Source organism: Streptomyces sp. CB00455 (genome assembly GCF_001905445.1).
Classification (GTDB): domain Bacteria; phylum Actinomycetota; class Actinomycetes; order Streptomycetales; family Streptomycetaceae; genus Streptomyces.
Genome location: NZ_LIVQ01000008.1, coordinates 23,826 through 48,960, shown reverse-complemented (window position 1 = coordinate 48,960; position 25,135 = coordinate 23,826). Strand labels below are relative to the sequence as shown.

24 protein-coding genes and 1 pseudogene are annotated in these 25,135 nt (G+C 70.1%); 23 read left to right on the top strand and 2 right to left on the bottom strand.

Annotation, left to right across the window (positions count from 1 at the left end; translation table 11 throughout):
- Positions 1–523 precede the first annotated feature (523 nt).
- Entirely contained in the window at positions 524–715 is a 192-nt protein-coding gene (locus tag AMK16_RS35380) for a hypothetical protein (protein WP_242438956.1), read from the top strand.
- A gap of 86 nt (positions 716–801) precedes the next feature.
- The gene (locus AMK16_RS27725) at positions 802–1,002 is read left to right on the top strand and encodes a DUF2382 domain-containing protein (RefSeq protein ID WP_073920078.1); all 201 of its coding nucleotides are present in this window, start codon (positions 802–804) and stop codon (positions 1,000–1,002) included.
- A gap of 87 nt (positions 1,003–1,089) precedes the next feature.
- Here the strand turns inward: AMK16_RS27725 and AMK16_RS36355 are convergent, their stop codons facing one another.
- Positions 1,090–1,254 (bottom strand): hypothetical protein, encoded by a 165-nt coding sequence (locus tag AMK16_RS36355; protein ID WP_158071253.1) that lies wholly within the window; start codon positions 1,252–1,254, stop codon positions 1,090–1,092.
- A 110-nt stretch (positions 1,255–1,364) separates the two neighbouring features.
- Between AMK16_RS36355 and AMK16_RS27720 the strand changes: the two genes are divergently transcribed.
- Together AMK16_RS27720 and AMK16_RS27715 are read left to right on the top strand one after the other, a co-directional pair.
- Positions 1,365–2,168 (top strand): DUF2382 domain-containing protein, encoded by an 804-nt coding sequence (locus tag AMK16_RS27720; RefSeq protein WP_073920077.1) that lies wholly within the window; start codon positions 1,365–1,367, stop codon positions 2,166–2,168.
- Between the two features lie 825 nt (positions 2,169–2,993).
- The gene (locus tag AMK16_RS27715; protein ID WP_073920076.1) at positions 2,994–3,275 is read left to right on the top strand and encodes a phage holin family protein; all 282 of its coding nucleotides are present in this window, start codon (positions 2,994–2,996) and stop codon (positions 3,273–3,275) included.
- 360 nt (positions 3,276–3,635) lie between these two features.
- On the opposite strand, the gene AMK16_RS27710 is transcribed toward AMK16_RS27715, so the two are convergent.
- A complete protein-coding gene (locus AMK16_RS27710) occupies positions 3,636–4,412 on the bottom strand; it encodes an alpha/beta fold hydrolase (protein WP_107417270.1) in 777 nt (258 codons plus the stop codon).
- A gap of 57 nt (positions 4,413–4,469) precedes the next feature.
- Here AMK16_RS27710 and AMK16_RS27705 point away from each other — a divergent pair, with 57 nt between their 5' ends.
- The 19 genes and pseudogenes from AMK16_RS27705 to AMK16_RS27625 all read left to right on the top strand — a co-directional run bounded on the left by AMK16_RS27705 (position 4,470) and on the right by AMK16_RS27625 (position 25,125).
- Positions 4,470–4,943: a MarR family winged helix-turn-helix transcriptional regulator gene (locus AMK16_RS27705; protein ID WP_073920075.1), complete on the top strand. Its 474-nt coding sequence runs from the start codon at positions 4,470–4,472 to the stop codon at positions 4,941–4,943.
- Between the two features lie 117 nt (positions 4,944–5,060).
- Positions 5,061–5,549 (top strand): annotated as a pseudogene (locus AMK16_RS37710) (hypothetical protein); the annotation flags it as partial.
- Positions 5,550–5,587: 38 nt separating this feature from the next.
- Complete coding sequence (locus tag AMK16_RS38395) at positions 5,588–5,764, top strand: hypothetical protein (protein WP_338014491.1); 177 nt, start codon at positions 5,588–5,590, stop codon at positions 5,762–5,764.
- A gap of 39 nt (positions 5,765–5,803) precedes the next feature.
- A complete protein-coding gene (locus AMK16_RS37705; RefSeq protein ID WP_242438955.1) occupies positions 5,804–6,082 on the top strand; it encodes a hypothetical protein in 279 nt (92 codons plus the stop codon).
- 296 nt (positions 6,083–6,378) lie between these two features.
- Positions 6,379–7,232 (top strand): IS5 family transposase gene (locus AMK16_RS34495; RefSeq protein ID WP_199885627.1). Its coding sequence is split into 2 segments (ribosomal slippage): positions 6,379–6,718 and positions 6,718–7,232, totalling 855 coding nucleotides; the frame shifts between segments, so codons are not numbered across the junction.
- Entirely contained in the window at positions 7,216–7,539 is a 324-nt protein-coding gene (locus AMK16_RS36775; RefSeq protein ID WP_199885616.1) for a hypothetical protein, read from the top strand. Before AMK16_RS34495 ends, AMK16_RS36775 begins: the two co-directional genes overlap by 17 nt.
- Positions 7,540–8,259: 720 nt before the next feature.
- Positions 8,260–8,427: a hypothetical protein gene (locus AMK16_RS36350; RefSeq protein ID WP_158071252.1), complete on the top strand. Its 168-nt coding sequence runs from the start codon at positions 8,260–8,262 to the stop codon at positions 8,425–8,427.
- Between the two features lie 504 nt (positions 8,428–8,931).
- A complete protein-coding gene (locus tag AMK16_RS27680) occupies positions 8,932–9,966 on the top strand; it encodes a 2-ketoarginine methyltransferase (protein WP_073920072.1) in 1,035 nt (344 codons plus the stop codon).
- Positions 9,956–11,287 carry an MFS transporter gene (locus AMK16_RS27675; RefSeq protein WP_073920071.1) on the top strand — a complete coding sequence of 444 codons (1,332 nt, stop codon included), beginning with the start codon at positions 9,956–9,958 and terminating at the stop codon, positions 11,285–11,287. The genes AMK16_RS27680 and AMK16_RS27675 overlap by 11 nt, the downstream gene beginning before the upstream one ends.
- Entirely contained in the window at positions 11,284–12,780 is a 1,497-nt protein-coding gene (locus tag AMK16_RS27670; protein ID WP_073920070.1) for an argininosuccinate lyase, read from the top strand. The genes AMK16_RS27675 and AMK16_RS27670 overlap by 4 nt, the downstream gene beginning before the upstream one ends.
- 31 nt (positions 12,781–12,811) lie before the next feature.
- Entirely contained in the window at positions 12,812–13,777 is a 966-nt protein-coding gene (locus AMK16_RS27665; protein WP_242438953.1) for a GHMP family kinase ATP-binding protein, read from the top strand.
- Between the two features lie 4 nt (positions 13,778–13,781).
- Complete coding sequence (locus AMK16_RS27660) at positions 13,782–16,028, top strand: pyridoxal-phosphate dependent enzyme (RefSeq protein ID WP_242438952.1); 2,247 nt, start codon at positions 13,782–13,784, stop codon at positions 16,026–16,028.
- A gap of 3 nt (positions 16,029–16,031) precedes the next feature.
- Entirely contained in the window at positions 16,032–16,220 is a 189-nt protein-coding gene (locus tag AMK16_RS27655; RefSeq protein WP_073920067.1) for an MbtH family protein, read from the top strand.
- A gap of 136 nt (positions 16,221–16,356) precedes the next feature.
- Entirely contained in the window at positions 16,357–17,523 is a 1,167-nt protein-coding gene (locus tag AMK16_RS27650; protein WP_073920066.1) for a beta-methylarginine biosynthesis bifunctional aminotransferase, read from the top strand.
- Complete coding sequence (locus AMK16_RS27645) at positions 17,507–19,819, top strand: amino acid adenylation domain-containing protein (protein ID WP_073920065.1); 2,313 nt, start codon at positions 17,507–17,509, stop codon at positions 19,817–19,819. Before AMK16_RS27650 ends, AMK16_RS27645 begins: the two co-directional genes overlap by 17 nt.
- Positions 19,812–20,156, top strand: coding sequence for a hypothetical protein (locus tag AMK16_RS27640; protein ID WP_073920064.1), 345 nt, complete (start codon positions 19,812–19,814; stop codon positions 20,154–20,156). The genes AMK16_RS27645 and AMK16_RS27640 overlap by 8 nt, the downstream gene beginning before the upstream one ends.
- Before the next feature lie 5 nt (positions 20,157–20,161).
- A complete protein-coding gene (locus AMK16_RS27635; protein ID WP_242438970.1) occupies positions 20,162–23,653 on the top strand; it encodes a non-ribosomal peptide synthetase in 3,492 nt (1,163 codons plus the stop codon).
- Between the two features lie 121 nt (positions 23,654–23,774).
- Positions 23,775–23,993, top strand: coding sequence for an MbtH family protein (locus AMK16_RS27630; protein ID WP_073920062.1), 219 nt, complete (start codon positions 23,775–23,777; stop codon positions 23,991–23,993).
- A gap of 61 nt (positions 23,994–24,054) precedes the next feature.
- Positions 24,055–25,125 (top strand): ornithine cyclodeaminase family protein, encoded by a 1,071-nt coding sequence (locus tag AMK16_RS27625; protein WP_073920061.1) that lies wholly within the window; start codon positions 24,055–24,057, stop codon positions 25,123–25,125.
- Positions 25,126–25,135 lie beyond the last annotated feature (10 nt).

The following is a 25,135-nucleotide window of genomic DNA, read 5'->3' as shown; positions in this document are numbered from 1 at the left end:
GGTGTGGCGCTGTGGCTCACCCGGTGATCCTCCTCCTGTGCACCCGTGTGCGCTTTTCAGGCACCCGTCGCAGGCGGGCCGGCGTCCTAGCGCTGGTATGCGCTAGGGCGGCCGTCCTGAGCATGGACGGCGAAAGCGCGCTGGTGCTGCCCGACGAGGGTGATGCGCTGGCCGACCGCGTGCCAGGAGCGGGTTCGACATGGTCCCCGTGCCTCTCCTATGGCGCGAGAAGCCTGCGGCCCGAGACCCAGCCCCGGGCCAGTCCCACCTGAGGGCTGTCCCGCAAAGATCTTGGCTTCCGAGTGCGTGCGGAGCAGCCTGAAGAGCTGGCGGGCTACTCAGCCGGTGGTTCGTGAGGCGTGCAGGGTTAGGGCGAGCCGGCGAGCTCGTGGAAGTCGCCCTCCCCGCACACGCCCTGCCGAGGCTGTATGCGCCAGCTGGCGGCGCCCACCCGAAATGGTGCGAGGCGCCACCGTGCATGCCAGCGTGGGGGCAAGCCCCCTACACCGAGGGAGTCGCCGTTATGGGCGGTAAGCAGGACAAGCGGCGCGGGCCCCGTAAAGGCAACAAGGAGCAGGAGCGTTTGGGACGTCCTGGCAAGGACCTGATGCACCCGGGCCATCCGTCCCCCGAACCAGGAATGGATGCATCCTCCCCCCGCCGCGAGGATGACCAGCAGCGCGACGCAGAAGATCTGCGCGACGAGGAACTTTGACGAGGGTGGCACTCGCGCGGTGAGCGCGTGTCCCGTGTGCGTTCTGGGCCTGACGAGGCCCGGGGCTGCGTCACCGAGATGCGGCGATGTCGGGCCCGGACACAACCGAAGCCGAGCACGAAGTGACCCGTCACGAAGAGCGGATCGTGGTGGAAACCGAAGCTGTCCCCGTGGAGGGCGTTCGTCTGAACACCGAGGAACCGGCCGACGAGGAGACCGTCACCGGCAAGGTGGCAAAGGACAAGATCGCAGCGGACACTCCGGACGACGACATGCGCGACCGCTGAGCCCCGCCCGTTTCCCGAGCGTCCGGCCCCTTCCAATTGAGCCCGGAGGCGGCCGCCCCCCAATTTTGCTGGCGGCCGCCGCGGGGGTTACGCAGTGGCCCTGTTTTGGCTGGGCGTGTGCCCGACAAGGGCTTGGGCGGCGGTGGGGTGGGCGGGCAGCAGGGGGCTGATGCCGGTGAGGTCCAGCATCGGCTGAAGGCGGTCGGGGACGGCGGCGAGGACCAGGGTGCCCTCCACACCAGCACGGCTCATGCTTCCACTCCCAGCTCAAGGCCGAGGAGACGTTTGGTCCGGGCGGCACGGGTAGGCGCCGAAAGAGGTACAAAAGGTACCTCTCCTGTGAAACGTGAAGGAGAGTACGCATGATCACCCGAGAGCAGATCCCGGCCGTGCTGGACCACCCGGTCTACGACACCGACGGGAACAAGATCGGCGAGGCCAAGCACGTCTTCCTCGACGACGCCACCGGCCAGCCGGAATGGGTCAGCGTCAAGACCGGCCTGTTCGGCACCAGCGAGTCCTTCGTGCCGATCCAGGACGCCACCATGGTCGAGGACCACCTCGAGATCCCCTTCGCCAAGGACAAGATCAAGGACGCCCCCAACGTCGACGTCGACTCCGGCGGACACCTCTCCGAAGACGAAGAACACCGCCTGTACGAGCACTACGGCATCGACTGGGACACCGCCTGGACCCAGGCCAATCAACCCGGCACCGGGGGCTGGGCCCGCACCGGCGACACCGGCGACAGCGGCATGCACAGCAGGGAAGGCATGGACGCCTCCGGCGACGCGATGACCCGCTCGGAAGAGCAGCTGCACGTGGGCACCGAACGCCAGGAAGTAGGCCGGGCCCGGCTGCGCAAGTACGTGGTGACCGAGGAAGTCCAGAAGACCGTCCCCGTCAGCCACGAAGAAGTCCGCATCGAACGCGAGCCCATCACCGACGCCAACCGCGATGCCGCGATGTCGGGCCCCGAGATCACCGAAGCCGAACACTGGGTCACCCTGCACGAAGAACGGCCCGTCGTGGAAACCGAAGCCGTCCCCGTGGAACGCGTTCGCCTGACCACCGAGGAACAGACCGACGAGGAGACCGTCACCGGCGAGGTCCGCAAGGAGAAGATCGAAGCAGACACCCCGGACGACGACATGCGCAACCGCTGACCCCCCGTTTCCCGGCGAGTCCGGCCACTTCCTCTTGGGTGCCAGTTGGCCGGCAGTGCTCGCGCACCGGGCCGGGCCCCCCTCGGGGCGCGGGGATCGATCCTTCGATCGACCAGGAGGAGCCTTGAGTGACTTCCAGGACTCGAGCCGCCGGCAAGAGGGCAGCACCGCGGACGTAGCGCAAACGGCTCAGGACAAGGCGCGCGAGGGCGCCGCACTGGTCGCCGGGAAAGCCGCCGAAGTGGGCGGCACGGCGAAGGAACAGGCGTCCAACATCGTCGGCGCCGCCACCGGTCAGGCCCGCAATCTCGTCGGCGAGCTGCGCGGCCGGCTTCAGGGGCAGGCACAGAGCCAGACCCGGCACCTTGCGGAAAAAATGCGCCGGATCGCGCAGGATCTGCGGGAAATGAGCAAGACCGGTAAGAGCGACTCCACCATGGCGGGCGTGGCCCGTCAGATAGCCGACCGGGGCGACCAGGCTGCCGCAAGCATGCAGCAGCGCGGCTCCGAGGGGCTGGTTAGCGACGTGCAGAACTTTGCCCGCCGCCGCCCGGGCCCCTGCCTGGCGGGCGCGGCTGTAGCCGGGTTCCTGGTCGGCCGGGCCGGCAAGGGAGTGAGCGCGGCCGCCTCCACCGGCAGGGGTACGGACCAGGGCAATGGCTTGGCTGGAGCAGGTGTGCCGATGCGTCCGACAGGAGGAACGCCTCCATCAGTCCGGTACCCGGCTTACGAGAGCCCGCCCGACACCTACCGCCAGGCGCAGCCCCCGCACGTGGTACCCAGGGCTACGGCGGCTCCCCGCGGCCTGCGGAAGGGATGTGACCCATGGTCACCGCATACCAGGGCCGGCCGACGAACCGCGTTCCGTCGCGCCCGCACGCTGCCGAGCCGTCGACAGGCGATCTGGTCGAAGCGATCGGCCAGGACCTGTCCGCGCTCGTCCGCACCGAGATCGAACTGGCGAAAGCCGAGATCACACAGGAGTCGGCGAAGGCCGGCAAAGCGGTCGGGATGCTGGGCGGCGCGGGCTACGCCGGCCACATGACGCTGCTGTTCGGCAGCCTCACGGCCGTGTTCACGATGGCCCACGTAATCGACATCGCCTGACCCACGCCTCCCCCCCCCGCATACGGCCAAACGGCTCCCCCTCCCCGAGGGCGGAGCCGTTTCGTTCACCGCGGGAACTGCGCAGCGCACAGCCCGGTACGGAAACCGGCCTGCCGCAAGCTCCGGTCGGCTCCAAGGGCGGCCCGGTCGGACCGGCAGGACCGCGGCACCCGGCGCCTTTCCCCGCAGACCGAGAACAAACCACGCGCAGCAGCTGCGGGCGCACGGTAAGTGCGGTTGGCGGCGCTCAGGTGATTGTGGCCAGTTGGGATTCCCCGCCGGCGGCCAGTTAGGGGGGGAGCCATCTGGCCGCCGGTAGTGACGATCGGTGATCGCAGGGCTGAGGAGTCGGTTGTGTGGTCACAAGGTACGCAGGAAGTCTTCGAGGGCCTTGTTGAAGACGTCCGGGCGTTCCATGTTGGGGTAGTGGGCGGTCTGATCGATCGAGATCGCGTGGCCGTCGGCGACAGTATGGGTGAGGCGTTCGGCCATGCCGAGGTGATCGGGTGAGTCGATGGCGCCGTTGATGGCCAGCACGGGCACGTCGATCTTGGCGGCACGGTTCCAGGTGTCGTGGACAGGGAGGCGCAGGTCGGGTTCGTCGGGGGTGTGCTTGGACAGGGTGCCGCAGGTCATCTCGCGCAGGCGGCCGACGACCTCGGGGTGGAGATCGTCGAGGGTGCGATGCGGGCCCGCGGCGAAGAGCGTGAATGCCTCGACGGCGGCGTTCAGGTCGCCGGCGGCCATCCCCGATTGCCATGCGGTCCAGGTTCGGATGGTCCAGGGGTCGGTGAAGTTCGGCTCACTGGTCCCGGCGCCGCTGACGACCACGGCGCTGACCAGTTCCGGGTGCTCCAGCGCGGTGTCGACCGCGATGCTGGCCCCCATGGAGACGCCCACCAGGATCGCGGGGCCGGTACCCAAGTGTCGTAGCAGGGCGGCGAGGTCGTCGGTGTGCCGGAACGGTCCGGTGGCGTTGGCGGACCGGCCGTGGCCGCGGGCGTCGGGCGCGATAACGCGGTACCGCGCGGCGAGGGCGGGGATCTGGTCGTCCCACATGCGGTTGTCCAAGAAGCCGCCGTGCAGCAGTACGAGAGGTTGGCCGGCACCGCTGTCGAGCCGGAAAAGATCATTCATGACAACCAAGGTGTCATTGTTGGGAGTGGATGACAACCCAGGTGTCATCATGGTGACGTGAATGAGAAAGATCGTGGCCTGGCGTCCGAAGAGCTGACCGACCGGCTCACCGAGGTGTTCGACCTGGTGGGCCCGCTGTACCGGCGCACCCAGCGCAAGGTGGAGCGGGACGTGTCCGTCGAAGGGCTGTCGGTGGGGGTGCGGGCCGTACTCAACTTGCTTCGCGAGCATGGGCCCATGACCGCCCCCCAGATGGGCCGGGCACAGGCATTGAGCCGCCAGTTCGTGCAGCGCATGGTCAACGACGCGGCTGCACGCGGTCTGGTCGAGTCCGCCCCCAATCCGGCCCACAAAAAGTCTTCCCTCATCCGGCTGACAGAACAGGGCCAGACCGTCATCACCGCGGTGATCGACCGAGAACGCGTAGTGCTGCGCCAGGTCGGCGGTGACCTCACCGACGCCGAGGTCGACACCTGCCTTCGAGTCCTCTCCCGCCTCCTCGAACTCATGGGCAACGTCGACGTCGACTGAGCCAGGCCACAGGAGGCCGGCGCAATCGCTTACGAAGAGTGACACCCCAACTGGCCGTACATGGGGAATTCCAGCTGGCCGCTGTCAGTGGAGGCATGACGACGTCCCCCCGAGCCGGTGCCGGTCCCCATCCGGGTCCTGCCGCCAGGGGACCAGGACGTCGCCGGACGTCTGTGGTCGAAGCGGCGGGTGCGTGACGGCTGGCTGTACGAGGTCGGCCTCCCGGCGTTCGCAACAGCCCGGGGGCACGGTGGAGCCGGCCGAAAACCGGGTCTGGGACCGCGCGCCGCAGCACGTGCAGCCGCTGGACGGCGTCTCGTACGACGGCGTGCGCGTCGAGTACCCGGAGAAGCCGCCGGTCGTGGAGCGGGAGCCGGGGCCGCGCCGACCGGCCGGCTGGGTTCCGGTGAAGGCCGGCGGTCGCTGCCCCCGAGCCGCACCCCCTGCGGTGACACCAGCTCCCACGGCCCGAGGCCGCCGACCCCCGGCCCCGGACCCGCCGAACCAGCAGCGATCCCCCCCCGGGGCCGCGGGACCAGCCGGGGCACCGTCCATGCTGTCGACTGCGCGGAGGCGCCGGCCGGGGCGCCGGTGCTCACCCTGGAGCACGCCCTGGACGTGACGCAGCACCCGGGGACGAGGCCGTGCTCCCTGTGCGGTTCTGCGGCCCGAACGACCCGGTCCTCAAGGGCTCCGACCGTGGCTTCGAAGGCGAGCTGGATGTCCTGGCCGTCCGCGGCCTCGGCCTGATCGGCCTCAACGACTCCCTGTTGCGAGCGCATCTGGCGCGGGCCGGGGTGCGGTTCGCCTGTTGCTCCTGAACCCTGAGGCCCCGGCGCTGGCGCAGCGCGCGGCCGAGATTGGAGAGTCGCCCCAGTCGCTGGCCGGGGATCCGGCTCTCGGAGGAGCGGCAGCGGGAGCTGGCCGGGGTGTGCGAGGTGGAGGTGTACCGGTACGCGATGCTCCCAACCTGGCGCCTGATCCGCACCGACGACACCTTGTTCGTGGGGGCGTTTGATGGGCGGGAAGGACATGAGTCCGCCACCTACAAGGTGGTGGCGACCCCGCACAGCCCCCTCTTCCGCGGGCACCGCCGGATGTTCGAAGCGCTGATCGCGGGCGCGCAGCGCACGGTCTGAGAGAAGGGGAAGTACAGGGTGATCGAGGCAGAGCTGAAAGCGCGAGTGCAGGACCGGGGCGCGCTGCTGGAGCAGGTGGAGGGCCTGGCCGAGGGGCGGGCGGGGGTGTACCGGGATACGCACGGCGGACGCCACCCTGCAAGGGCGGGACCGGAGCTGCGGGTGCGCACGGTGGAGAGCGCCGACGGCACGTCGCGGACGGTGCTCACGTACAAGGGCGCGGCCGTGGAGGAGGCGTCCGGGTCTAAGAAGTCATCTCATTTGGCGGCTTTGGTAGGCTGCTGGTCGTGGTGGGGATTATTGAGCGGCTGGTGCCGGATGAGTTGTGGGAGCTGTTCCAGCGGGTGGTGGCGGAAGCGCCGTCGCGGCCGCAAGGCGGTGGCCGGCGTCGGCATGGCGACCGGGAGGTGCTGGCGGCGATCCTGTTCGTGGCTACGTCGGGCTGTACTTGGCAGCAGCTGCCCACGGCGTCGTTCGGGCCGTCGGGGGCGACAGCCCACCGGCGGTTCTCCGAATGGACGAAGGCCCGGGTGTGGGCCAAGCTCCACCGCTTGGTCCTCGACGAACTCGGCGCCCGAGGCGAGCTGGACTGGTCCCGCTGTGCGATCGACTCGGTGAACATGCGGGCTCTGAAAAGGGGGATCTGACGGGCCCGAATCCTGTCGACAGGGGCAAATTCGGGTCGAAGATCCACTTGATCACGGAGCGGACTGGTCTGCCCCTCGCCGTCGGAATCTCCGGGGCGAACCTCCACGACAGCCAGGCCCTCCAGCCTCTGGTCCGCGGCATCCCACCGATCAGATCTCACCGCGGACCCCGTCGCCGCCGCCCCGGCAAGCTCCACGGCGACAAGGGCTACGACTACGCTCACCTGCGGAGATGGCTGCGCAACCGCGGGATCCGTCACCGCATCGCCCGCAAGGGAATCGAGCCGGCGAACAGGCTCGGCCGGCACCGATGGGTCGTAGAGCGGACGGTGTCCTGGCTCTCAGGCTGCCGTCGCTTACACCGGCGCTATGAACGTAAGGCCGAACACTTCCTGGCGTTCGCAGGCATCGCTGCAGCCCTCATCTGCTACCGCCGCTTGAAGATGAACGCCAAACCGGCTCCACGGCTACTGCAAAATGGCTCAAGTGAGCGAATCGGCTGAGCAGGTGCAGACCACAGAACGTCTCTGGCAGGAATTCCGCCAAGAGCCTTTCCCCGACAGCCTGCGACGTGCCACGTTCGAGGGCACAGACGTGTGGCTCATCGAGTTGGACATCGCTGGCTGCGTTCTTCGCTGGCTCGACAACAACGGCACTCTCGACTCGAAGAACAGCATCCTCCTGCAGAGCCGCATCGAGGACCTGGACCGGGTCATCCCCGAGATCAATGACCCTGTAGGAGGCCAGTACTGCCAGCGGTTGCACCAGCTCGCTGTGCTCGTGTCAAGGAACCTGCCCAGCACCAAATGAGATGACGTCTTAAGCTCTTCGCCACCGCGCTGCGCCACCTCCGCGACCCGCTCGAAGTACTCCTCGCGTGGGGCGCCTGGGGAGAAGAGCATGAGCATGGACATAGGCTCGTCGGTCACGTTTTTGAAGGCGTCCCGCTGGTCGAAGAAGCGATGGGCAAGCAGGCCTTGTCCGCTCCGTAGCCGCCTCCCCAGGGGATGGGAATCCATCCACCGATGGAGCCGAGCAGACGGTCTGGCCTCCGCCGTTCGCGGCCGTGGCGGGTGCGACAGCGTCGATCATGTTCAGGGTGCGCCCGTAGTTCACCTCCATCAGCTGCCGGAGCCCGGCGATACCGTGCTCGAGCAGCGGGCCGGAGGCGGCGATGCCTGCCGCGTGCACCATCCGGTACGGAACCCCGAGATCGTGACGTACCCGCTCGACGGCCTCGGCTGCGGGACCTGCCCGCCCCCCAGCACGAGCAACTCCACCGCTACGCCGACGGCCTGCGCAAGTTAACCGGCGGCGTCAACCACTGGAGCAACCACACCAGCCGCTACCTCATTGGCCAACCCACCATCTCCACCGTGCCCACCTCCCTCGCGGGAGACCGCCACCACCTGCGCAATCACCCCAGCTGACCGCACCGGGGCGCCCACCCCAGGAGCAATCCGCGCGCCGGCTCACCATCCGCTCCACACATCCGCCATCCGACCTCTCACCCTCAGGTGGTGCCCCCGCATGACCGCCCTGGACCAGTGGCCGGCCGAGACCGCCCGCAACGTGACGGCCGCGTTGACCGCCGCCGCGCACGAGCTGTCCGCACTCGACGCCCGCGTCGAGCACGTCGAGCACTATGAGTTACCCGACGGGGGGCTACGCGGCGTGGACCGGCGCCAGCGGGTCTGAGGTGGAGCTCCTCAAGCACCAGGGCTACGGCCGCGCGAACCTCGACCTCCTCCGCAAGCGCGTACTCCTCACGGCCTGACCCGCCCGATCACAAGATCAGCGACAGAGCCAGGAAACACCGGTGACGGTAACCCATCCTGCATACAAGTCAGTTGGGCGAAAAGCGTGCCATCCCGCCCCGCGCGCGCTCCCGTTCACCCAGACGCACAACCGGGGTGCCTTCAGTGGCACTTCGGCGCGGTACCGGAAATTCCGCTTGATCACCCCGAACCAAACGTGGGACGCCCGAGGGGAGTTGTCTGCGGGTCAGCCGAGATCGTGGACCTGGGGCATACATAGACCGACCGCCGAAGTCAAGCCTGGTCTCGCCAAACGTAATCAAGTTAGAGTGCGTTCACCGAAGATTCGAGGTGGGCGTTCAGTCTTGGCTGAGATCTCAGCTCAGGCCACGCCTGTCGTGACGCGGGTTGCTTAGCTGACGGTAACGACGAGAGCAAAGAGACAATGCAGCCAGATTTCGAGCAGCGCCTGATTTCTGCGATCCAGCCCATCAGGCACTTCTTTCTCGCCCAGTGTTTAGAGTTCGCCATGACCAGCGGTCTGCTGAGCCGGCTGAGCGAAGCGTCGCCCGCCGGCGGCGACAGTGTCGACAGCCTGGCCCAGGACCTGAACCTCCACCCCGAGCGCCTCACGGGCCTCCTGCGCTACCTGGAGGGTGAGGGCATCGTCACCGATTCCGAGGGCGCGCCGGCCATCACCGCCAAGGGCCGCGAGTTCCTGGAGTTCCGCCCGTGGTACGAACTGCTCATCGGCGGGTACGGCGCCACACTGCGGGAGCTTCCCGAGGTCATGGCCGACCGGAAGCGATTCGCCTCGCGCAACGGCACCATGGTCGGACTCGGCAGCTGCGGCATGAGCCGCTTCGACGCCGTGCCCCTGGTCAAGCAGTTGATCGCCCTCCTGCCCGAGCCGCCCAGCGCCCTGGTGGACCTCGGATGCGGCGACGGCACCTTCCTCCTCGACCTCTGCGAGGGCGGCAGCCCGGGCATCGGGGTGGACCCGACCCCCGGCAGTATCGACATCGCGCGCCGCGCCGCCGCCGAGCGCGGCATGTCCGACAAGGTCCGCTTCGTGAACGCGACCGCCGAGGACTATATGGCGCAGGTCACGCCCGAGACCACCGGCGCCCCCTGCTTCGTCACCGCCTTCTCGCTGCAGGAGGTTCTGGAACAGCAGGGCCGCGACGCCACCGTCGAGGTTGTGCGCTCCGCCTTGGCCCACGCGCCGGGAGCGCACCTGGCGATCGTCGAGGTCGACCACCGCCCGCTCGACCCGGCCGTCACGCGGCACGGTCTGGGCAACGCCTACTACAACCCGTACTACTTCCTGCACCAGATCACCGAACAGCGTCTGGAGACGCAGCCGTTCTGGGAGGAGCTCATCAAGGAGGCCGGCGGGGAGGTCGTCGACTGCCTGACGACCGCGCCCGAGGTCGACTCGACCGGCCTTGAATTGGGATTCCTGGTACGTGGCCAGTAGTACCGAAAAGGAAAAGGTAACGCAGGTGCCTACTGGGTTGTGGCGACACCGGGATTTCCGGAATCTATGGCTCGGGCAGACGTCTTCCATGTTCGCGGCGCACATGGTAGCGGTTGTTTTCCCGCTGCTCGCATCCGTTTCCCTCGATGCCTCGCTCTTCGAGATGGGGCTGCTTTCGGCGGCGGGTTATGTGCCCTACATCGGGGTCAGTCTGTTTGCGGGAGTCTGGCTTGACCGGAAACCGAAGCGAGCCATTATCGTTTTGTGCGACATCGCCCGCGCGCTGCTTCTCCTTGCCATCCCGCTCGCCTGGTGGCGCGACCTTCTGAGCGTTCCCACGCTTCTCGTGGTGGCTTTGCTCGTCGGCTCCTTCAGCGTTGTCGCCGATGTGGGAAGTGCCTCGATTCTTCCCGCCCTGGTCGGGCGCGACGATCTCATCGAGGGCAACAGCAAGCTGGAACTGAGCGCCTCCTCGGCGAGCATCGCAGGAAGCGCGCTCGGCGGCGGCATCTTCCAGCTCCTCGCCGGGCCCGTCTCGATGCTGATCAACACGGTGCTCTTCGCGCTCTCCGCGTTCTTCACCGCGCTCATCCGCGGGGAGCGGAAGCCCGGCGGGGGCCACGAGGACGCCGAGGGCACGGAAGGTACCGAGGGCGGCGAGAAGCCGAGCCAGTCCATCTGGCGCGACATGGCCGTCGGCGTCGCGTTCGTCACCGGCCATGTCACGGTGCGGACCCTGGTCCTGACCACACTCGTCATCAACTTCTTCATGGCGATCGCCGAGCCCGTCGCGCTGGTCTTCGTCACCCGCACCCTTGACATCCCCCCGTACACCGTGGGGCTGATCCTGGCCGCGTCGGGTGCCGGAGCGCTCGTCGGCGCGGTCATCGCGGCGCCGATGAGCCGTGCCATCCCGCTCGGCCGGCTGCTCATCCTGACGGCCGCGATTACCGGCATCGCCTCGCTGCTGACGCCGCTCGCCACGCTGGTTCCGGCGCCCATGGCCGTGGCCCTGATGATCGCCATGTACGTCCTGGACGCGGCGATGATCGTGGTCTACAACATCAACGTCCGCAGCTACCGTTCGGCCATCACGCCGGACGACATGCAGGGCCGGATGAACGCCGCGAACCGGATGGCCGGCATGGGCGTCATGCCCATCGGCGCCGTCCTGGGCGGACTGCTCGGTACCGCGGTGGGCACGCTCCCGGCGCTGGTCCTGGCCTCCCTGGGAACACTGACCGCGCCCCTGCTGCTGGCGTGCACGCACGTCCGTACCGTGAAGCGGGTCCCGGAGCTGGAAGTGGAGCCTTCCGCATGAGCGGGCGACTGAGCGGGCGGGTCACCGAGGACCCGAGCGCACTGGTGCGGGAACTGGTCCTCGATCCGCAATTCCGCTACGAGGCCCGCAACCTGTTGCCCTGGTACGTCGCGATCGAGAAGTCGCTCGTGGCCGAGTACCTGCGGATGGGGCTGATCGGCGCCGGACAGGCGGGCACCCTCGGGCGCCTCCTGGACGACGTGACACCCGAACTGATCGAGCGGGGGCGACAGCAGAGCCTGTCCGACATCGCCCTCGCGGTGGAGCGGAGCGTCACGGAGCGGCTTCACGAGCCCGTCCCGGTCTGGCACGCCGACCGCAGCAGGAACGATCTCCAGGCCTGCGCCCAGGTGATGTTCGCCAAGCAGCGGCTCCGGGAGGTGGCGGCGCAGCTGCACGACCTCGCCGCGGCGGCCCACCGGCTCGCCGACCGGTCGGTGGACGTGCTCATGCCGGGCTACACGCACTTCCAGTCGGCCCAGGTCATCAGCGCGGGCTTCTACTTCGCCGCGCTGAGCGACCGGCTGCTGCGCCGGTCGCGGCGCATGCTGCAGGCGTACGACCTGATCGACGCGTGCCCGCTCGGCGCCGGCGCGATGTCCGGGCAGGAACTGCCCTGGGATCGGGACCGGCTGGCCGCACTCCTCGGGTTCGACCGCGCGGAACCACTGGCGCTCAACGCGGTCGCGTCCCGGGAGTGGGCGGCCGAGGTCACCTCCGAACTCGGCCTGCTCGGCGCCACGCTGAGCCGGTTCTGCACCGACCTGCTGATGTGGGCCGGCAGCGAGCACGGGTTCCTCGACCTGCCCGACGCGCTCTCCGGCATCTCGGCGGCCATGCCGCAGAAGAAGAACTTCCCGATCCTGGAACGCATCCGGGGCAAGACGGCCCACCTGGCCGCCTTCCACTTCGACGTGGTGCTCGGTCAGCGCAACACCCCCTACAGCAACCTGGTGGAGGTGTCCAAGGAGGCGGGCACCCACGTGGCCGAGGCCTTCGACACCTGCAGCGATGTGACACGGCTGCTGACGGCGGTCCTCGAAGCCCTCGTCCTGCGGGAGGACCGGCTCCTGCAAGCGTGCGAGAAGGAGTTCTTCGGCGGGTTCACCCTGGCCAACCAACTGACGCTGTACCACGGCGTCACCTGGCGCACCGCCCAGGTGATCGCCGGCGGCTACGTACTGGCCGCGGTGCGGGCCGGACGTACCCCCAAGGACGGTGCCCCGGACATCCTGCGGGAGCTCGCCGCCGAGCACGGACACGTCATCGAGGACGCCGACGCCCTGCTCGCGGACGCCTTCGACGTCCGCGCCGCGCTGGCGCGGATGCGGTCCTCCGGGTCCGCGAACCCCGACCACGTGAGGGCCGCCCTGGCCGGGCAGGAGCGGGAGGAGAAGGACCTCGCCGCCGCATGGGAGCGGCGCGCGACGGTCGTACGACAAGCGTTGGACGGCACGGACCGGGCCTTGGGCCTCGGCGCCGATACGGAGTGAGCGCATGCGGGGGAACACGGTGGATCAGAGGATGGCACGTGTCCCTGTGCCCACGACCTGGCCGGCGACGGCCACCGAAGAGCCGGGACCCTGGGCGGTCGGCAGTGGCTGGGCACTAGGCACCTTCGGCGAGCTTCTCCAGGGGGTCCTTCCGGATGACCGGCACTTCCTCGTGACGCTGCCGATCACCATCGGCTCCACCGCGACGTTCCGCTACGCGGACGACGCCGCGGGCATCACGGTGGAGGCCGTCCGCAAGCGTAAGTCGGCGCGGGTCGTCGCGCTGGCGCTCGAAGCGCTCGGCCGGCCGGGCGGCGGCGAGCTGCTGCTCGCCAGCGAACTCCCCGAGGGCAAGGGGCTCGCGAGCTCGTCCGCGGACCTAGTGGCCTCGGTGCGCGCCGTGGCGGACGCCTTCGGGACGTCCTTCCCCACCAATGCCGTCGAAGCCATGCTGCGCGAGGTGGAGCCCTCCGACGGGGTCATGCACGACGAGATCGTGGCCTTCCTGCACCGCGAGGTACGGCTCCACAGCCGCCTCGGCCACCTGCCCCGGCTTGTGATCGTCGGCTACGACGAGGGAGGCCAGGTCGACACCGTCACCTACAACCGCAGACCCGCTCCAGTCGACGCGGAAACGCGCGCCGAGTACGCCGCGCTGCTCGACCGGCTGGCCGGCGCCGTCGCGGACGGCGATCTTCGTACGGTGGGCGCCGTGGCCACCCGCAGCGCCGAACTGCACGCCCGGACCCGGCCGCGCGCCGCACTCGCACCGCTGGTGACGGCGTGCGACGAAGCGGACGGCCTCGGTGTGGTCGTCGCGCACAGCGGCACCGTGCTCGGTGTCCTGTTCGCCGCCGACGACCCCGAACTCGACCGGAAGACCTCCCACATACAAGCCCGATGCGCGCGCCTCGGCGGGCCCAGCACCATTTATCACTACGCGCCCGGCTTAGCTGCGCGGCGCGACGCCATCGAGGGGAACGGCGATGTTCTTTGACTCCATGCACGATTCCATCGGGTCGACACCGCTGATACGGCTGAAGCTGGACGCGCCACCCGGTGTCGAGGTAAGCGCCAAGCTGGAGATGCACAACCCCTTCGCCATGAAGGACCGCGTCGCCCGGCACATGCTCCTCGAAGCCCGGCGCCTGGGTGTGCTGGAGCCCGGCGCGCCCGTGATCGAGAGCTCCTCTGGCACGATGGCGCTCGGCATCGCCCTGGTCGGACGTTCCCTCGGCCACCCGGTGCACATCGTCACCGACCCCCGCATCGACCCCATCACGCTGGCCAAGCTCCGGGCGCTGGGCTGCGAGGTCCACGTCGTGGACCGCATGTCCAGCCACGGCTGGCAGAGTGCGCGCCTCGAACGCCTGGAGCAGCTCCGCGCCGACCTACCGGGCGCCTTCTGGCCGCAGCAGTACAGCAACCCCGACAACCCCGGTGCCTACCGGGCGCTCGCCCGGGAACTCGTCACCGACCTCGGCACCGTCGACGTACTCGTCGGCTCGGTGGGCAGCGGCGGATCCCTCTGCGGCACGGCGCGGGCCCTGCGCCGCCACAACCCGGACCTGTACGTCGTTGGCGTGGACTGCGTCGGCAGCGCCCTGTTCGACCAGCCCGACCGTCCGGGGCGGCTGCAGAGCGGCCTCGGCAACAGCCTCCAGCCGGCCAACCTCGACACCTCGCTGTTGGACGAGGTGCACTGGCTCAACGACCACGAGGCGTTCGCCGCCACCCACGACCTCGCCCGGGATCAGCAGATCTTCGCCGGGAACACCTCCGGCTCCGTCTACCAGGTGATGCAGCACCTGGCCCGCCACAGCGAGCCCGGCCGCCGCATCGTCGGAGTCTTCCCCGACCGGGGCGACCGGTATGCCGACACCGTGTACAGCCGGGAGCACTGGGACAAGCACGGCCTGCGGGACATGGAGCGCAGGCTGCAGCCGCGTGAGGTGGTCTACGGCACCGAGGTCCACTCCTGGTCGCGGGCCTCGCTCCAGGAGGTGCGCCCCGTACCCCGCAAGCTGCTCTTCGTCGAGTCGAACACGACGGGTACGGGCATGGTGGCCCTGCGGCTGGCCCGCGAACTGGACTTCGAGCCCGTGCTCCTGACCAGCGAGCCCACCCGGTACACCGGCCTCGACGACACCGGCGCCGACGTGATCGTCTGCGACACCAACTCCGTGTCCGCCCTGAGGGCGACGGTCCAGGAGCACTTCCGGGCGCTGGAGATCGCCGGCATCACCACCACCAGTGACTTCTACGTGCCCACCGTGGCCGAGCTGGCGACCTGGCTCGGCGCTCCGGGCAACCCGGCCGAAGCCATGCGAACCTGCCGCGACAAGGCGAAGCTGCGCGAGACGCTGGCCCGGGAGGGCGTGCGCCAACCCCGCTTCGTGGTGGTGCGGGACGCCGCGGCCGGAGCGACCGCCGTGGCCAAGGTCGGCCTGCCCTGCGTCGTGAAGCCCGTCGACGACTCCGGCTCCACGAACGTCCTGCTGTGCACGAGCGCGGAGGAGGCCAGCGCCCACGTCGCGCACATCCTCTCCCGCACGGTCAATGCCCGCGGCCTGCCCACGGCCGGCGAGGTGCTGGTCGAGGAACTCGCCGACGGGCCCGAGTACAGCGTCGAGATGTTCAGCGTGGAGGGCCGGCACGCCTGTGTCGGCATTACCGCCAAGTCGGTCACCGGCGCACCCTACTTCGTCGAGCACCAGCACCTCTTCCCCGCCCATGTGACCCCGGAGGTCGCCGAGGAACTCACACGCACCGTGCGGGCGGCGCTGTCGGCCGCCGGAGTGCGCTCGGGCCCGACCCACACGGAAGTACGGCTCGTGGCCGACGGCCCCGTGATCATCGAGGTGAACCCCCGGCTCGCCGGCGGCATGATCCCCGAGATGATCCGCCTGGCCACAGGCACGGACCTGCTGGAGCAGCAGGTACGCACCGCGACCGGCAGGGAACCGCTCCTGGAACCGGAGTTCGCCCGGCAAGGAGGCATCCGCTTCCTCATCGCCGACAGGACGGGACGCATCGCCGCCGTCGAAGGGCTCGACCGTGCCGCCGCGGTGGCCGGCGTGGACCGCGTGACGATGACGGTGCGACCGGGCGCCGAGGTACGCCCCGCCCAGGACGCCTACGGGCGACTCGGCCACATCATCGCGACGTCCGAGCGACCCGACGACATCGAGAAGGTCCTCGACGCCGCCGAGCAGGAGATCCGCTTCGTGTACGAGGATGAGGTGTAGGACGTGCGGGACCTTTACCGCGTCGTCAGCAACGACGAAGAGCAGTACTCGATCTGGCCGCACGACCGGCTGCTGCCGCCGGGCTGGCAGGCCCACGAGTCGAGCGGCACCAAGGAAGAGTGCCTGCGCCACATTGCCGAGGTCTGGACCGACATGCGTCCGCTCAGCCTGCGGGCGGGCCACGGCCGGTGAACACACGAACACTTGGCGCACACCAGGACGCCGACCCGTCCGGAAGCCGCCACGAGCCGGGACCACGGCTCTCCCACGCCGCCGTCCAGAAGACCGCGGCAGACCCGCGCACAGCCATACAGGAAAGGAAGACCAGGTGACGGCTCCGGAGTTGTCGGCTCTGCAACGACGCTTGAACAGGGCCGAGTCCCGACCCGGCGAGGACTGGCTGGTCCTCGTCGAGAACGTTCCGGAGTGGCCCGAAGGAGCGGCGCTCCCGGCTGACGTGCCCCAGGCGGCACACACCCGCGCCCCCTTCTCCTACACCACCTCCCAGGGCCACCCGAGGCTGACCGAAGCGCTGGTGAAGCGGGAACACGAGGTCTCCGCGAGCCGTCTCGTCGACGAGTCCAACGTGCTGGTCACCGCCGGCGGCATGCACGCGATCGGCCTGGTTCTGCGCGACCTCGCCGACCGGGGCTACCGCAAGGCGGTGCACACCACCCCCGTGTTCTGCGGCGTGCGCGACAGCATGCGGGCCGCCGGAATGCGCAACAAGGCGCTTCCCCTGACCGGGACCTCAGACGACCTGGCGCTGCTGCGCCGCGAGTGCACCGAGCCGACGGTCGTGTACGTGAACCTGCCGCACAACCCGACGGGCGAGGTGCTGCTGCCCGAGTACCTCGACGTACTGGCCACCCTCGCCGCACAGCCCGACGTGCACGTCGTGTACGACGCGGTGTACGACTCCTTCGACTTCGGCCCCGACCGCTGCCCGACCCCGGTGGACCTGGCCGTCGGGGAGCCCGGAATGACCATCGTCAACTCGGTGTCGAAGAACTACGGGCGCCCCGGGGACCGGATCGGCTGGATCGTGGCGGCCGAGGAGAACATCCACCGCCTGGTGCCGCGCCTGGAATGGGAAGCGGTATCCATCAACGGGCGCGCCCAGCTCGACGCGGTCGCCGCGATCAGCCGCGGCAACACCGAACTCGTCGAGGCGGTCAGGGCCGGGCGGGCCGCCTACCTCGCCCACGCCCGCGGACCGTGGGCGCCGGACCCCATCCCGCACGGCGGCACCCAGCTCTGGCTCGGCCTCGGCGTCCCCGACATCGAGCGGTTCGCCGACTTCGCACTGGAGCGGCACCACCTGGTCCTCACCACCTCGGCGAACTACGCCCCCGTCCTGCCCGGCCGGATCCGCTTCCCCACGGGCATCCCCGCGGAGCGCCTCGTCCGCGGCCTGACAGGACTTCACGAGGCCCTGGAGGACTGGGCGACGTACGACGGGAAAGGAACGGGCGACCATGGCGACAGCCGTTGACGGCCTCAGCGCTACGGAGCGGCACTGGCGCGCCGTCTTCGCGGGAGTCGTGACACTGGAGGGGCTCTTCCCGGCCGGCGCCGCCGAGGACGCGGTGCAGCCCCGGGCGACGCACGTCCTGACCACCGGCGCCGACGCCGGGGTCCGGCCGGCGGACGCCGCGAAGCGCTGGGGCGTCGGCCTCGACACGCTGGTCGGCGGCGCCTGGGCTCTGGTGCTCGCGCTCCGCTCGGGCCGCGACGACGTGGTGTACGGCCATGCCGCCGAGGGCGTGGGCACGGCCCCGCTGCGGGTACGGCTCGACTGTGCCCTGCCGGTGTCCGCCTGGCTGCGGGAACTGCGCGCCCAGTGGGAGGACGCCTCGGCGCACCTCGACGTGGACCTCGACGACATCCGGCGCTGGGTCATTGGCGACAGCGGGGGCGAGCTGTTCGACAGCACCGTTTCCTTCGGCTCCGGCGCGCACGACTCCCCGGGAGTCACGCTGCACGCCGAGCCGGCGCCCGGGGACGGGCTGCGCCTCGAACTTCGCGCCATGCCGGAGGCACTGTCCGTCGCGGCGGCCGAGGACGTGCTCGCGGTGCTGGAACGCACCTTGACCCGGCTGACCGCCGAGCACGAGCCCCTGGTCGGCGACCTGGTCGCCGCCGCGAGCGGGGTCGTCCCCCTCGCGCAGACGGCCGGAACGCACCCCGGCGCGGAGACGGACGCCCTGATGTCCTCCGGGACGCGCGCCGCTCTGCTGGCCGGCGTGTGCCGCGGCGACGACGAGGAGGCCGAGCAGTTCGTCTCCGTCCAGGAGATGTTCGAGGCGATCGTGCGGGAGCACCCCGACGCGGTCGCCGTCGAGGCACCGGACGGCGAGCTGACGTTCGCCGCCCTGGACGCGCGGGCCCGCTCTCTGGGGGAGCGGCTACGCGAGCGCGGCGCAGGCGCCGAGACCATCGTGGCGGTGCTGTGCGAGCGCACCGGGGACCTGGTGGCCGCGATGCTGGGCATCTGGGCGGCGGGCGCCGCATTCCTCCTGGTCGACCCGGCCGAGCCCGAGCGGCGCACGGCCGAGAAGTTCGCCCTGGCCGGGGTGCGCCTGGTCGTCAGCGACGGCATACACGCGCGGGCCGCGGAGCGCACGGGGCTGCCCGTCGTCCCCGTCACCGCGGACGCGGCGAGCACTCCGGGGAAGCCCGCGCCGGGGGAGCCCTCGGCCTACCTGCGGCCGCTGCCCCAGCACCTGGCCTACGCGGTGTTCACCTCGGGCTCCACGGGGAACCCGAAGGGCGTACTGATCGATCACCGGGGCCTGGCCGAGCACATCCGCACCCAGCTCGCCCCCGTGTACCGCCGGGTGAGCCCAGACGGCGCCGGTCTGCGCGTGGGCGGGGCCGCGCCGGTGACCTTCGACTCCTTCATCGACCAGGTGCTGCCCATGGTCGCCCTGGGACACCGGCTCGTCCTCTTCGACGAGATGCAGCGGCGCGACCCGGGCAGCTTCCTGTTCCGCACCCCCGGTACCGAGCTCGACATCGTGGACTGCTCGCCCTCCCAGCTGTCGCTGCTCGTCGAGTTCGGCCTGCTGGGGACACCCCTGAAGCTCGTGGTCTTCGGTGGCGAGAAGCCGGGCCGGGAGCTCTGGCAGGCGCTGCGCGCCGCCGACGTGACGGCCGTCAGCATCTACGGCGCCACCGAGTGCTCCATCGGCTCGGTCGAGGCCGACGTCCACCGCGACGAGCGGGTGTGCCTCGGCCGGCCCGCCGGCTCCGGTACCGTCTACGTCCTGTCGCCCGACCAGCGCCTGCTGCCCCCGGGACTGACTGGGGAGATCTACCTGGGCGGACCCGGCGTCGGGCGCGGCTACGCGGGCGATCCCGCCCACACGGCCCGGGCCTTCGTGCCCGACCCCTTCTCGGACGTGCCGGGGGCGCGCATGTACCGCACGGGCGACGTGGGCAGGGTCGCTCCGGACGGACGCCTGATGTTCCTCGGCCGGGTGGATGACCAGCTGAAGATTAGCGGCTACCGCATCGAACCGGCCGAGATCGAAGCCGCCCTGGACGCGGTGTCCGGCGTCCGCCGCTCCGCCGTCCTGCCGGTGCGGGGCGTGGGCGCGGACCAGCTCGTCGGCTTCGTCGAGTGCGAGGCGGATTTCGACGCGGAGCGCGCCAAGCAGGAACTCGGCGCCCGGCTGCCCTCGTACATGGTGCCCAAGCGCCTGGTGCCCCTGGACTCACTGCCGTTGACGCACAACGGGAAAGTGGATCGCAAACGGCTCGCCGAGATGGGTGGATCTAGTGAGTGAACTGGTGAACCGGCTGAGCGGGGCCGACAGCCGGGTGGTCCTCGGCGACGCGGGCCTCTCCGCGACCGAGTTGCACACGCGCATCACACGGCTGCGCGCCGTGCCGCTGACCTTCCTGGACACCCAGGGCGGCACCACGCTCGACATCGCGGTCGACGCCGACCGCACCGTCCTGGACGGCGCCGACTTCACGGCGGGCACCGGCCGGCTGCACATCGAGGGCACCTTGACCCTCAACCGCGTCCCCGTGCGCTGCACGGCGGACGTCGACCTGGCCTCGCGCACGGGGACCGGGCGGATCTTCGAACAGCGCGCGGACCACCAGGAGGCGGTGTGAGCAGCATGACCGCCGACGCCGTACGGGCGCGGATGACGACCCTCTTCCGGGAGGTCCTCGGCCGGCCGGAGCTGACCGCCGGCACCGACTTCTTCGACCACGGCGATTCACTGCTCGCCGCGCGCCTCATCATGCGGGTGCGCATCGAGTTCGGGCAGGAGGTGCCGCTCACCTGGCTCTTCGAGGGCCGTACCGCGGCCGCCCTCGCCGACCGCCTCACCGGAGCCGACCAGGCCCTGCCGCAGGCGGCGGCGCCCCGGCCCATCCCGCCGGCCGACCGGGGCCTGCCGCTGCGGCTGTCGCACGCGCAGGAGCGGCTGTGGTTCCTGCACCAGCTCGACCCCGACGACCCCGCCTACAACGAGCCGCTCGTCTACCGCGTCCGGGGCCCGCTCGACACGGCGGCGCTGCGGGCCGCGGTCCAGGCGGTGGTCGACCGCCACGAGGCGCTGCGCACGGCGTTCGTCCTGGACGGCGACGCTCCCGCGCTCTTGGTGCGGGAGGGCGTCGAGCTCGACCTGGACACCCGGGACCTGCGCGAGCGGTACGCCGAGGGCGGCGACGCGTGGCTGCGCGGCTTCCTGCGCGCGGAGATCCGCCGCCCCTTCGACCTCACCGCCGCACCCCTCGTGCGCGCCCACGCCTTCCGTGTCGGCGACGACGCCTGGGCGCTGCTCTTCACGCTCCACCACATCGCCACCGACGGCTGGTCCAACACCCTCTTCCTGGATGAGGTGAGCGGCGGCTACCGGCAGGCCGTCGGGTTCGTCGGCGCCGGGGGTGCCGCGCCCCTGCCCGTCCAGTTCACCGACTTCGCCGCCTGGGAACGCCACACGGCGACCGAGGACATGGAGAGCGGACTGCGGTTCTGGGAGGAGGAACTGCGCGGAGCGCCGCTCGCGCCGGCGCTGCGCACCGACACCCCGCGCGGCAGCGCCACCACCACGCTCGGCGAGGCGATCCTGGCCGATCTCGACGCCGCCGAGACCACCCGGATCGCAGACGTGGCGCGGCAGTGCGGAGTGTCGACGTACTCCCTGTCCCTGGGCGTCTTCACCCTGCTGATGCACCGCTGGACGGGCGAGGCCGATGTCGTGGTGGGGACGCCCGTCGCCAACCGCCCGCACCCCGACCTGGAGAAGCTGATCGGCTTCTTCGTGAACACGCTGCCGATCCGCTCCACGTACGACGGCCGGGAGACCTTCGCCTCCTACGTGGCGCGGATCGAGGCGACCGTGCGCCGGGCGGTCGAGCACGAGCGGGTCCCCTTCGACCGGATCGTCAACCTGCTCGGCGGCGGCGGCCTCACCGGCCACAAGCCACTGGCCCAGGTCGTGTTTGCCTTCCAGAACGACTTCGACCGCAGGCTCGCCCTGGAAGGCCTTGAGGTCGAGTTCTTCCCCGTGCCCAACGGCTCGGCGCGGTTCGAGATGACGATGTTCATGGCCCAGGCGCCGGGCGGCGTCCTCGAATGCGAACTCGAGTACAACACCGAGCTGTTCGCCCCGGAGACGGCGGAGCGGTTCTTCTCTGTCTACCGCACCCTGATGGAAGGCGTACTCGACGATCCGCACCGCGCCCTCGCCGGGTACGGGCTGGTGTCGCAGGAGGAACACCTCAGCCTGCGGCAGTGGAATGCCACCGACCAGCCGTTCCCCGACGACCGGTGCCTGCACGAACTCATCGAGGAGCGGGCGGCCTCGGCCCCGGACGCGGTGGCAGTGGTGCACGGCCACGAGCACCTGAGCTACGGCGCGCTCGACGCCTGGGCGAACCGGCTGGCCAGGCACCTGCGTACGGCGGGCGCGGGAGCCGACACGGTCGTCGGGATCTGCATGGACCGCTCCGTCGAGATGGTCGCCGGGCTGCTCGGCATCCTCAAGGCGGGCGCGGCCTACCTGCCCCTCGACCCCGGCACGCCGCGCAACCGGCTGAACACCATCGCGCAGGACGCCGGCTCCCACTGGTGCCTGACCCTCGAACAGCACCGGGACAGCGCGCCCGAGGTGCGGCACACCGTGTTCCTCGACTCGGACCGGGAGACGATCGACGCCTACGACGCGGCGTCCCCCGATGCGGCCGTGCACCCCGACGACCTGGTGTCGGTCTATTACACGTCCGGTTCGACCGGACGGCCCAAGGGCGTGGCCAACACCCACCGCGGCTGGGTCAACCGCATGACGTTCATGCAGCGCCTGCACGGCCTGCGGCCGGGCGAGACCGTCCTGCACAAGACCACACTGAGCTTCGACGACTCGGCGCTCGAACTCTTCTGGCCGCTGATGACCGGGGGCCGGATCGCCCTGATCGACCCCGGACTCCATCGCGACCCGGTGGAAATCCTCGACGCGGCGGTCCGCAGTCGCACGGTGCACCTCCAGGTCGTGCCCAGCATGCTGGCCATGGTGGTTGACCACGTCGATGCCGGCCGGCGCGAGCTGCTGAGCGCCCTGCGGACCACGGTCTCCAGCGGAGAGGCCCTCTCCGGAGAGCTGGTGCGCCGCCACCACGAGGTCCTGCCGGGCACCCTGCACAACACCTGGGGTGCCACGGAGGTGTCCATCGACTCCACCACGCACACCTGCTCGGTCGCCGACATCGACACGGCCGGTGCGGTCAGCGTGGGCCTGCCCTTCGACAACAACCAGATCCACGTGCTCGACGAGCTGCACCAGGAAGTCCCGGTGGGCGTCGTCGGGGACCTGTACATCAGCGGGATCGGACTGGCCCGGGGATACCTCGGGGACCCGGCCAAGACGGCGGCGGCGTTCGTGCCGAGCCCGTACGTCCCCGGCGAGCGCATGTACCGCACCGGCGACCGGGGATACCGGCGCCCGGACGGCTCGCTGATGTTCGTCGGGCGCTCCGACCACCAGGTCAAGATCCGCGGCATGCGCGTCGAACTCGGCGAGATCGACGCCGTGCTCACCCGGCACGCGGGGGTCAAGGAGGCGCTCACCGTCGTCCAGGAGACGGCGTCCGGACTGAAGCGGCTCGTGGCCTACGTGGTGGCGGACACCGGCGCGGCCGGCCCGACGCCCGAAGCGGTGCGCCGGCACGTCGCCGCGTACCTACCCGACTACATGGTGCCGTCGTTCGTCCTGCTGCTCGACGCCTTCCCGCTCACCCCGAACGGCAAGGTGGACCGCAAGGCGCTGCCGGAGCCGGACCGGCTGCGGGACTACTCCGAACTGGCTTTCGTACCGCCTGAGGGGCCCGTCCAGGAGAACCTCGCCGAGATCTGGGGCGACATCCTGGGCGTCGACAAGGTCGGGGTGCTCGACAACTTCTTCTCGCTGGGCGGCCATTCCCTGGTCGCCACCCGGCTGGTCTCCCGCATCCGCCAGCGATTCGGCGTGGAGCTGCGCCTCCAGGACGTCTTCGGGATGCCGACCATCACGGCAATGGGGGACGAGGTGGAACGCCTGCTGGCCGAACGCGTCAACAGCATGACCGAGGACGAGGTCAGGGAGCTGTTCGAGCAACTCGGCGGCTGAGCAGCCCCGTAACGCGTCCGTCCGACCGGATGCGTCCGATACCCGCCGATCCGACACCCGCCGATCCGATACCGGCTCATCCGATACCCGCCCCATCCGACAGCAGAGGGGAAAACCACCCATGTCCAATCCGTTCGAGGACGCCGACGGCACGTTCCACGTCGTGGTCAACGCCGAGGGACAGCACTCCCTGTGGCCGGCCTTCGCAGAGGTCCCCGCGGGCTGGGAGACGATCTACGGCGAGGCGGACCGCGAGGCGTGCCTGAAGTACGTCGAGGAGTCCTGGACCGACATGCGGCCGCGGTCGCTCGTCGAGGCCACCGACGGCGCGTCCCGGTGAACCCCGTACCCCTCCCCTTCCTTCTTTCTTCAGCGAGCACCCACTACCACGGAGTTCCCTCATGACCACCGTAGTTCTGGACGCGCGGGACATAGCCCGCATCATCGGCACCATCGGCCGGAACGAGGTGATGGACCGGGTCACCGACCGCCTCCTCGTCGCTTTACGCGCACTGGCGAACGGCGAGGGCGGCATCACCCCCGCCCGTGACGGATTCATCAGAGAGGCCAACGGCCAGGGCTGCCTGGAGTGGATGCCGCACCATGAGCCCGGGAAGAGCGTCACACTCAAGACGGTCGCCTACTCCCCGGGCAACCCCGAGCACTGCTCGCTGCCGACCATCCTCGGTACCGTCGCCCGCTTCGACGACGTCACGGGCCGCCTGGTGGCCCTGGCCGACGGGGTCGTGCTCACCGCGATCCGCACCGGCGCGGCCTCGGCCGTCGCCAGCCGGCTGCTCGCGCACCCCGACAGCAGCGTGGTCGGCCTGATCGGCACAGGCGCGCAGGCGGTGACCCAACTGCACGGCCTCAGCCGAGTCTTCGACATCAGCAAGGTCCTCGTCCACGACATCGACCCGCGCCACGTCGCCGGCTTCCCGCAACGGGTGGAGTTCCTCGGCCTCGACGTACAGATCGCCCCGGCCGCCGAAGTCGTCGCCGCGGCGGACATCCTGTGCACCGCCACCTCGGTCGAGGTCGGCGCGGGCCCGGTCTTCCAGGACGCCGGCGTGCGCGAGCACCTGCACGTCAACGCCATCGGGGCGGACCTGCCGGGCAAGACCGAGCTGCCGAAGGACCTGCTGGAGCGGGCGTTCATCTGCACCGACCACATAGAGCAGGCCCTGCGCGAGGGCGAGTGCCAGCAGCTCGGCGCGGACGCGGTCGGCGCGCACCTGGCCGACCTGTGCGCCAAGCCCGAGCTGGCGCAGCCGCACCGGACGCGCACCTCCGTCTTCGACTCCACCGGGTTCGCCCTGGAGGACCACGTGGCCATGGACGTGCTCCTCGAGCTGGCCACCGAGCTGGGCCTCGGCACCACGATCGACATCGAGTACCACCCGGCGGACGCCCTCGAGGTCTACCCGCCGCTCCAGGCCGGTGACCGACTCGTCGGGATCACGGCCGGCTGATATCTGGACC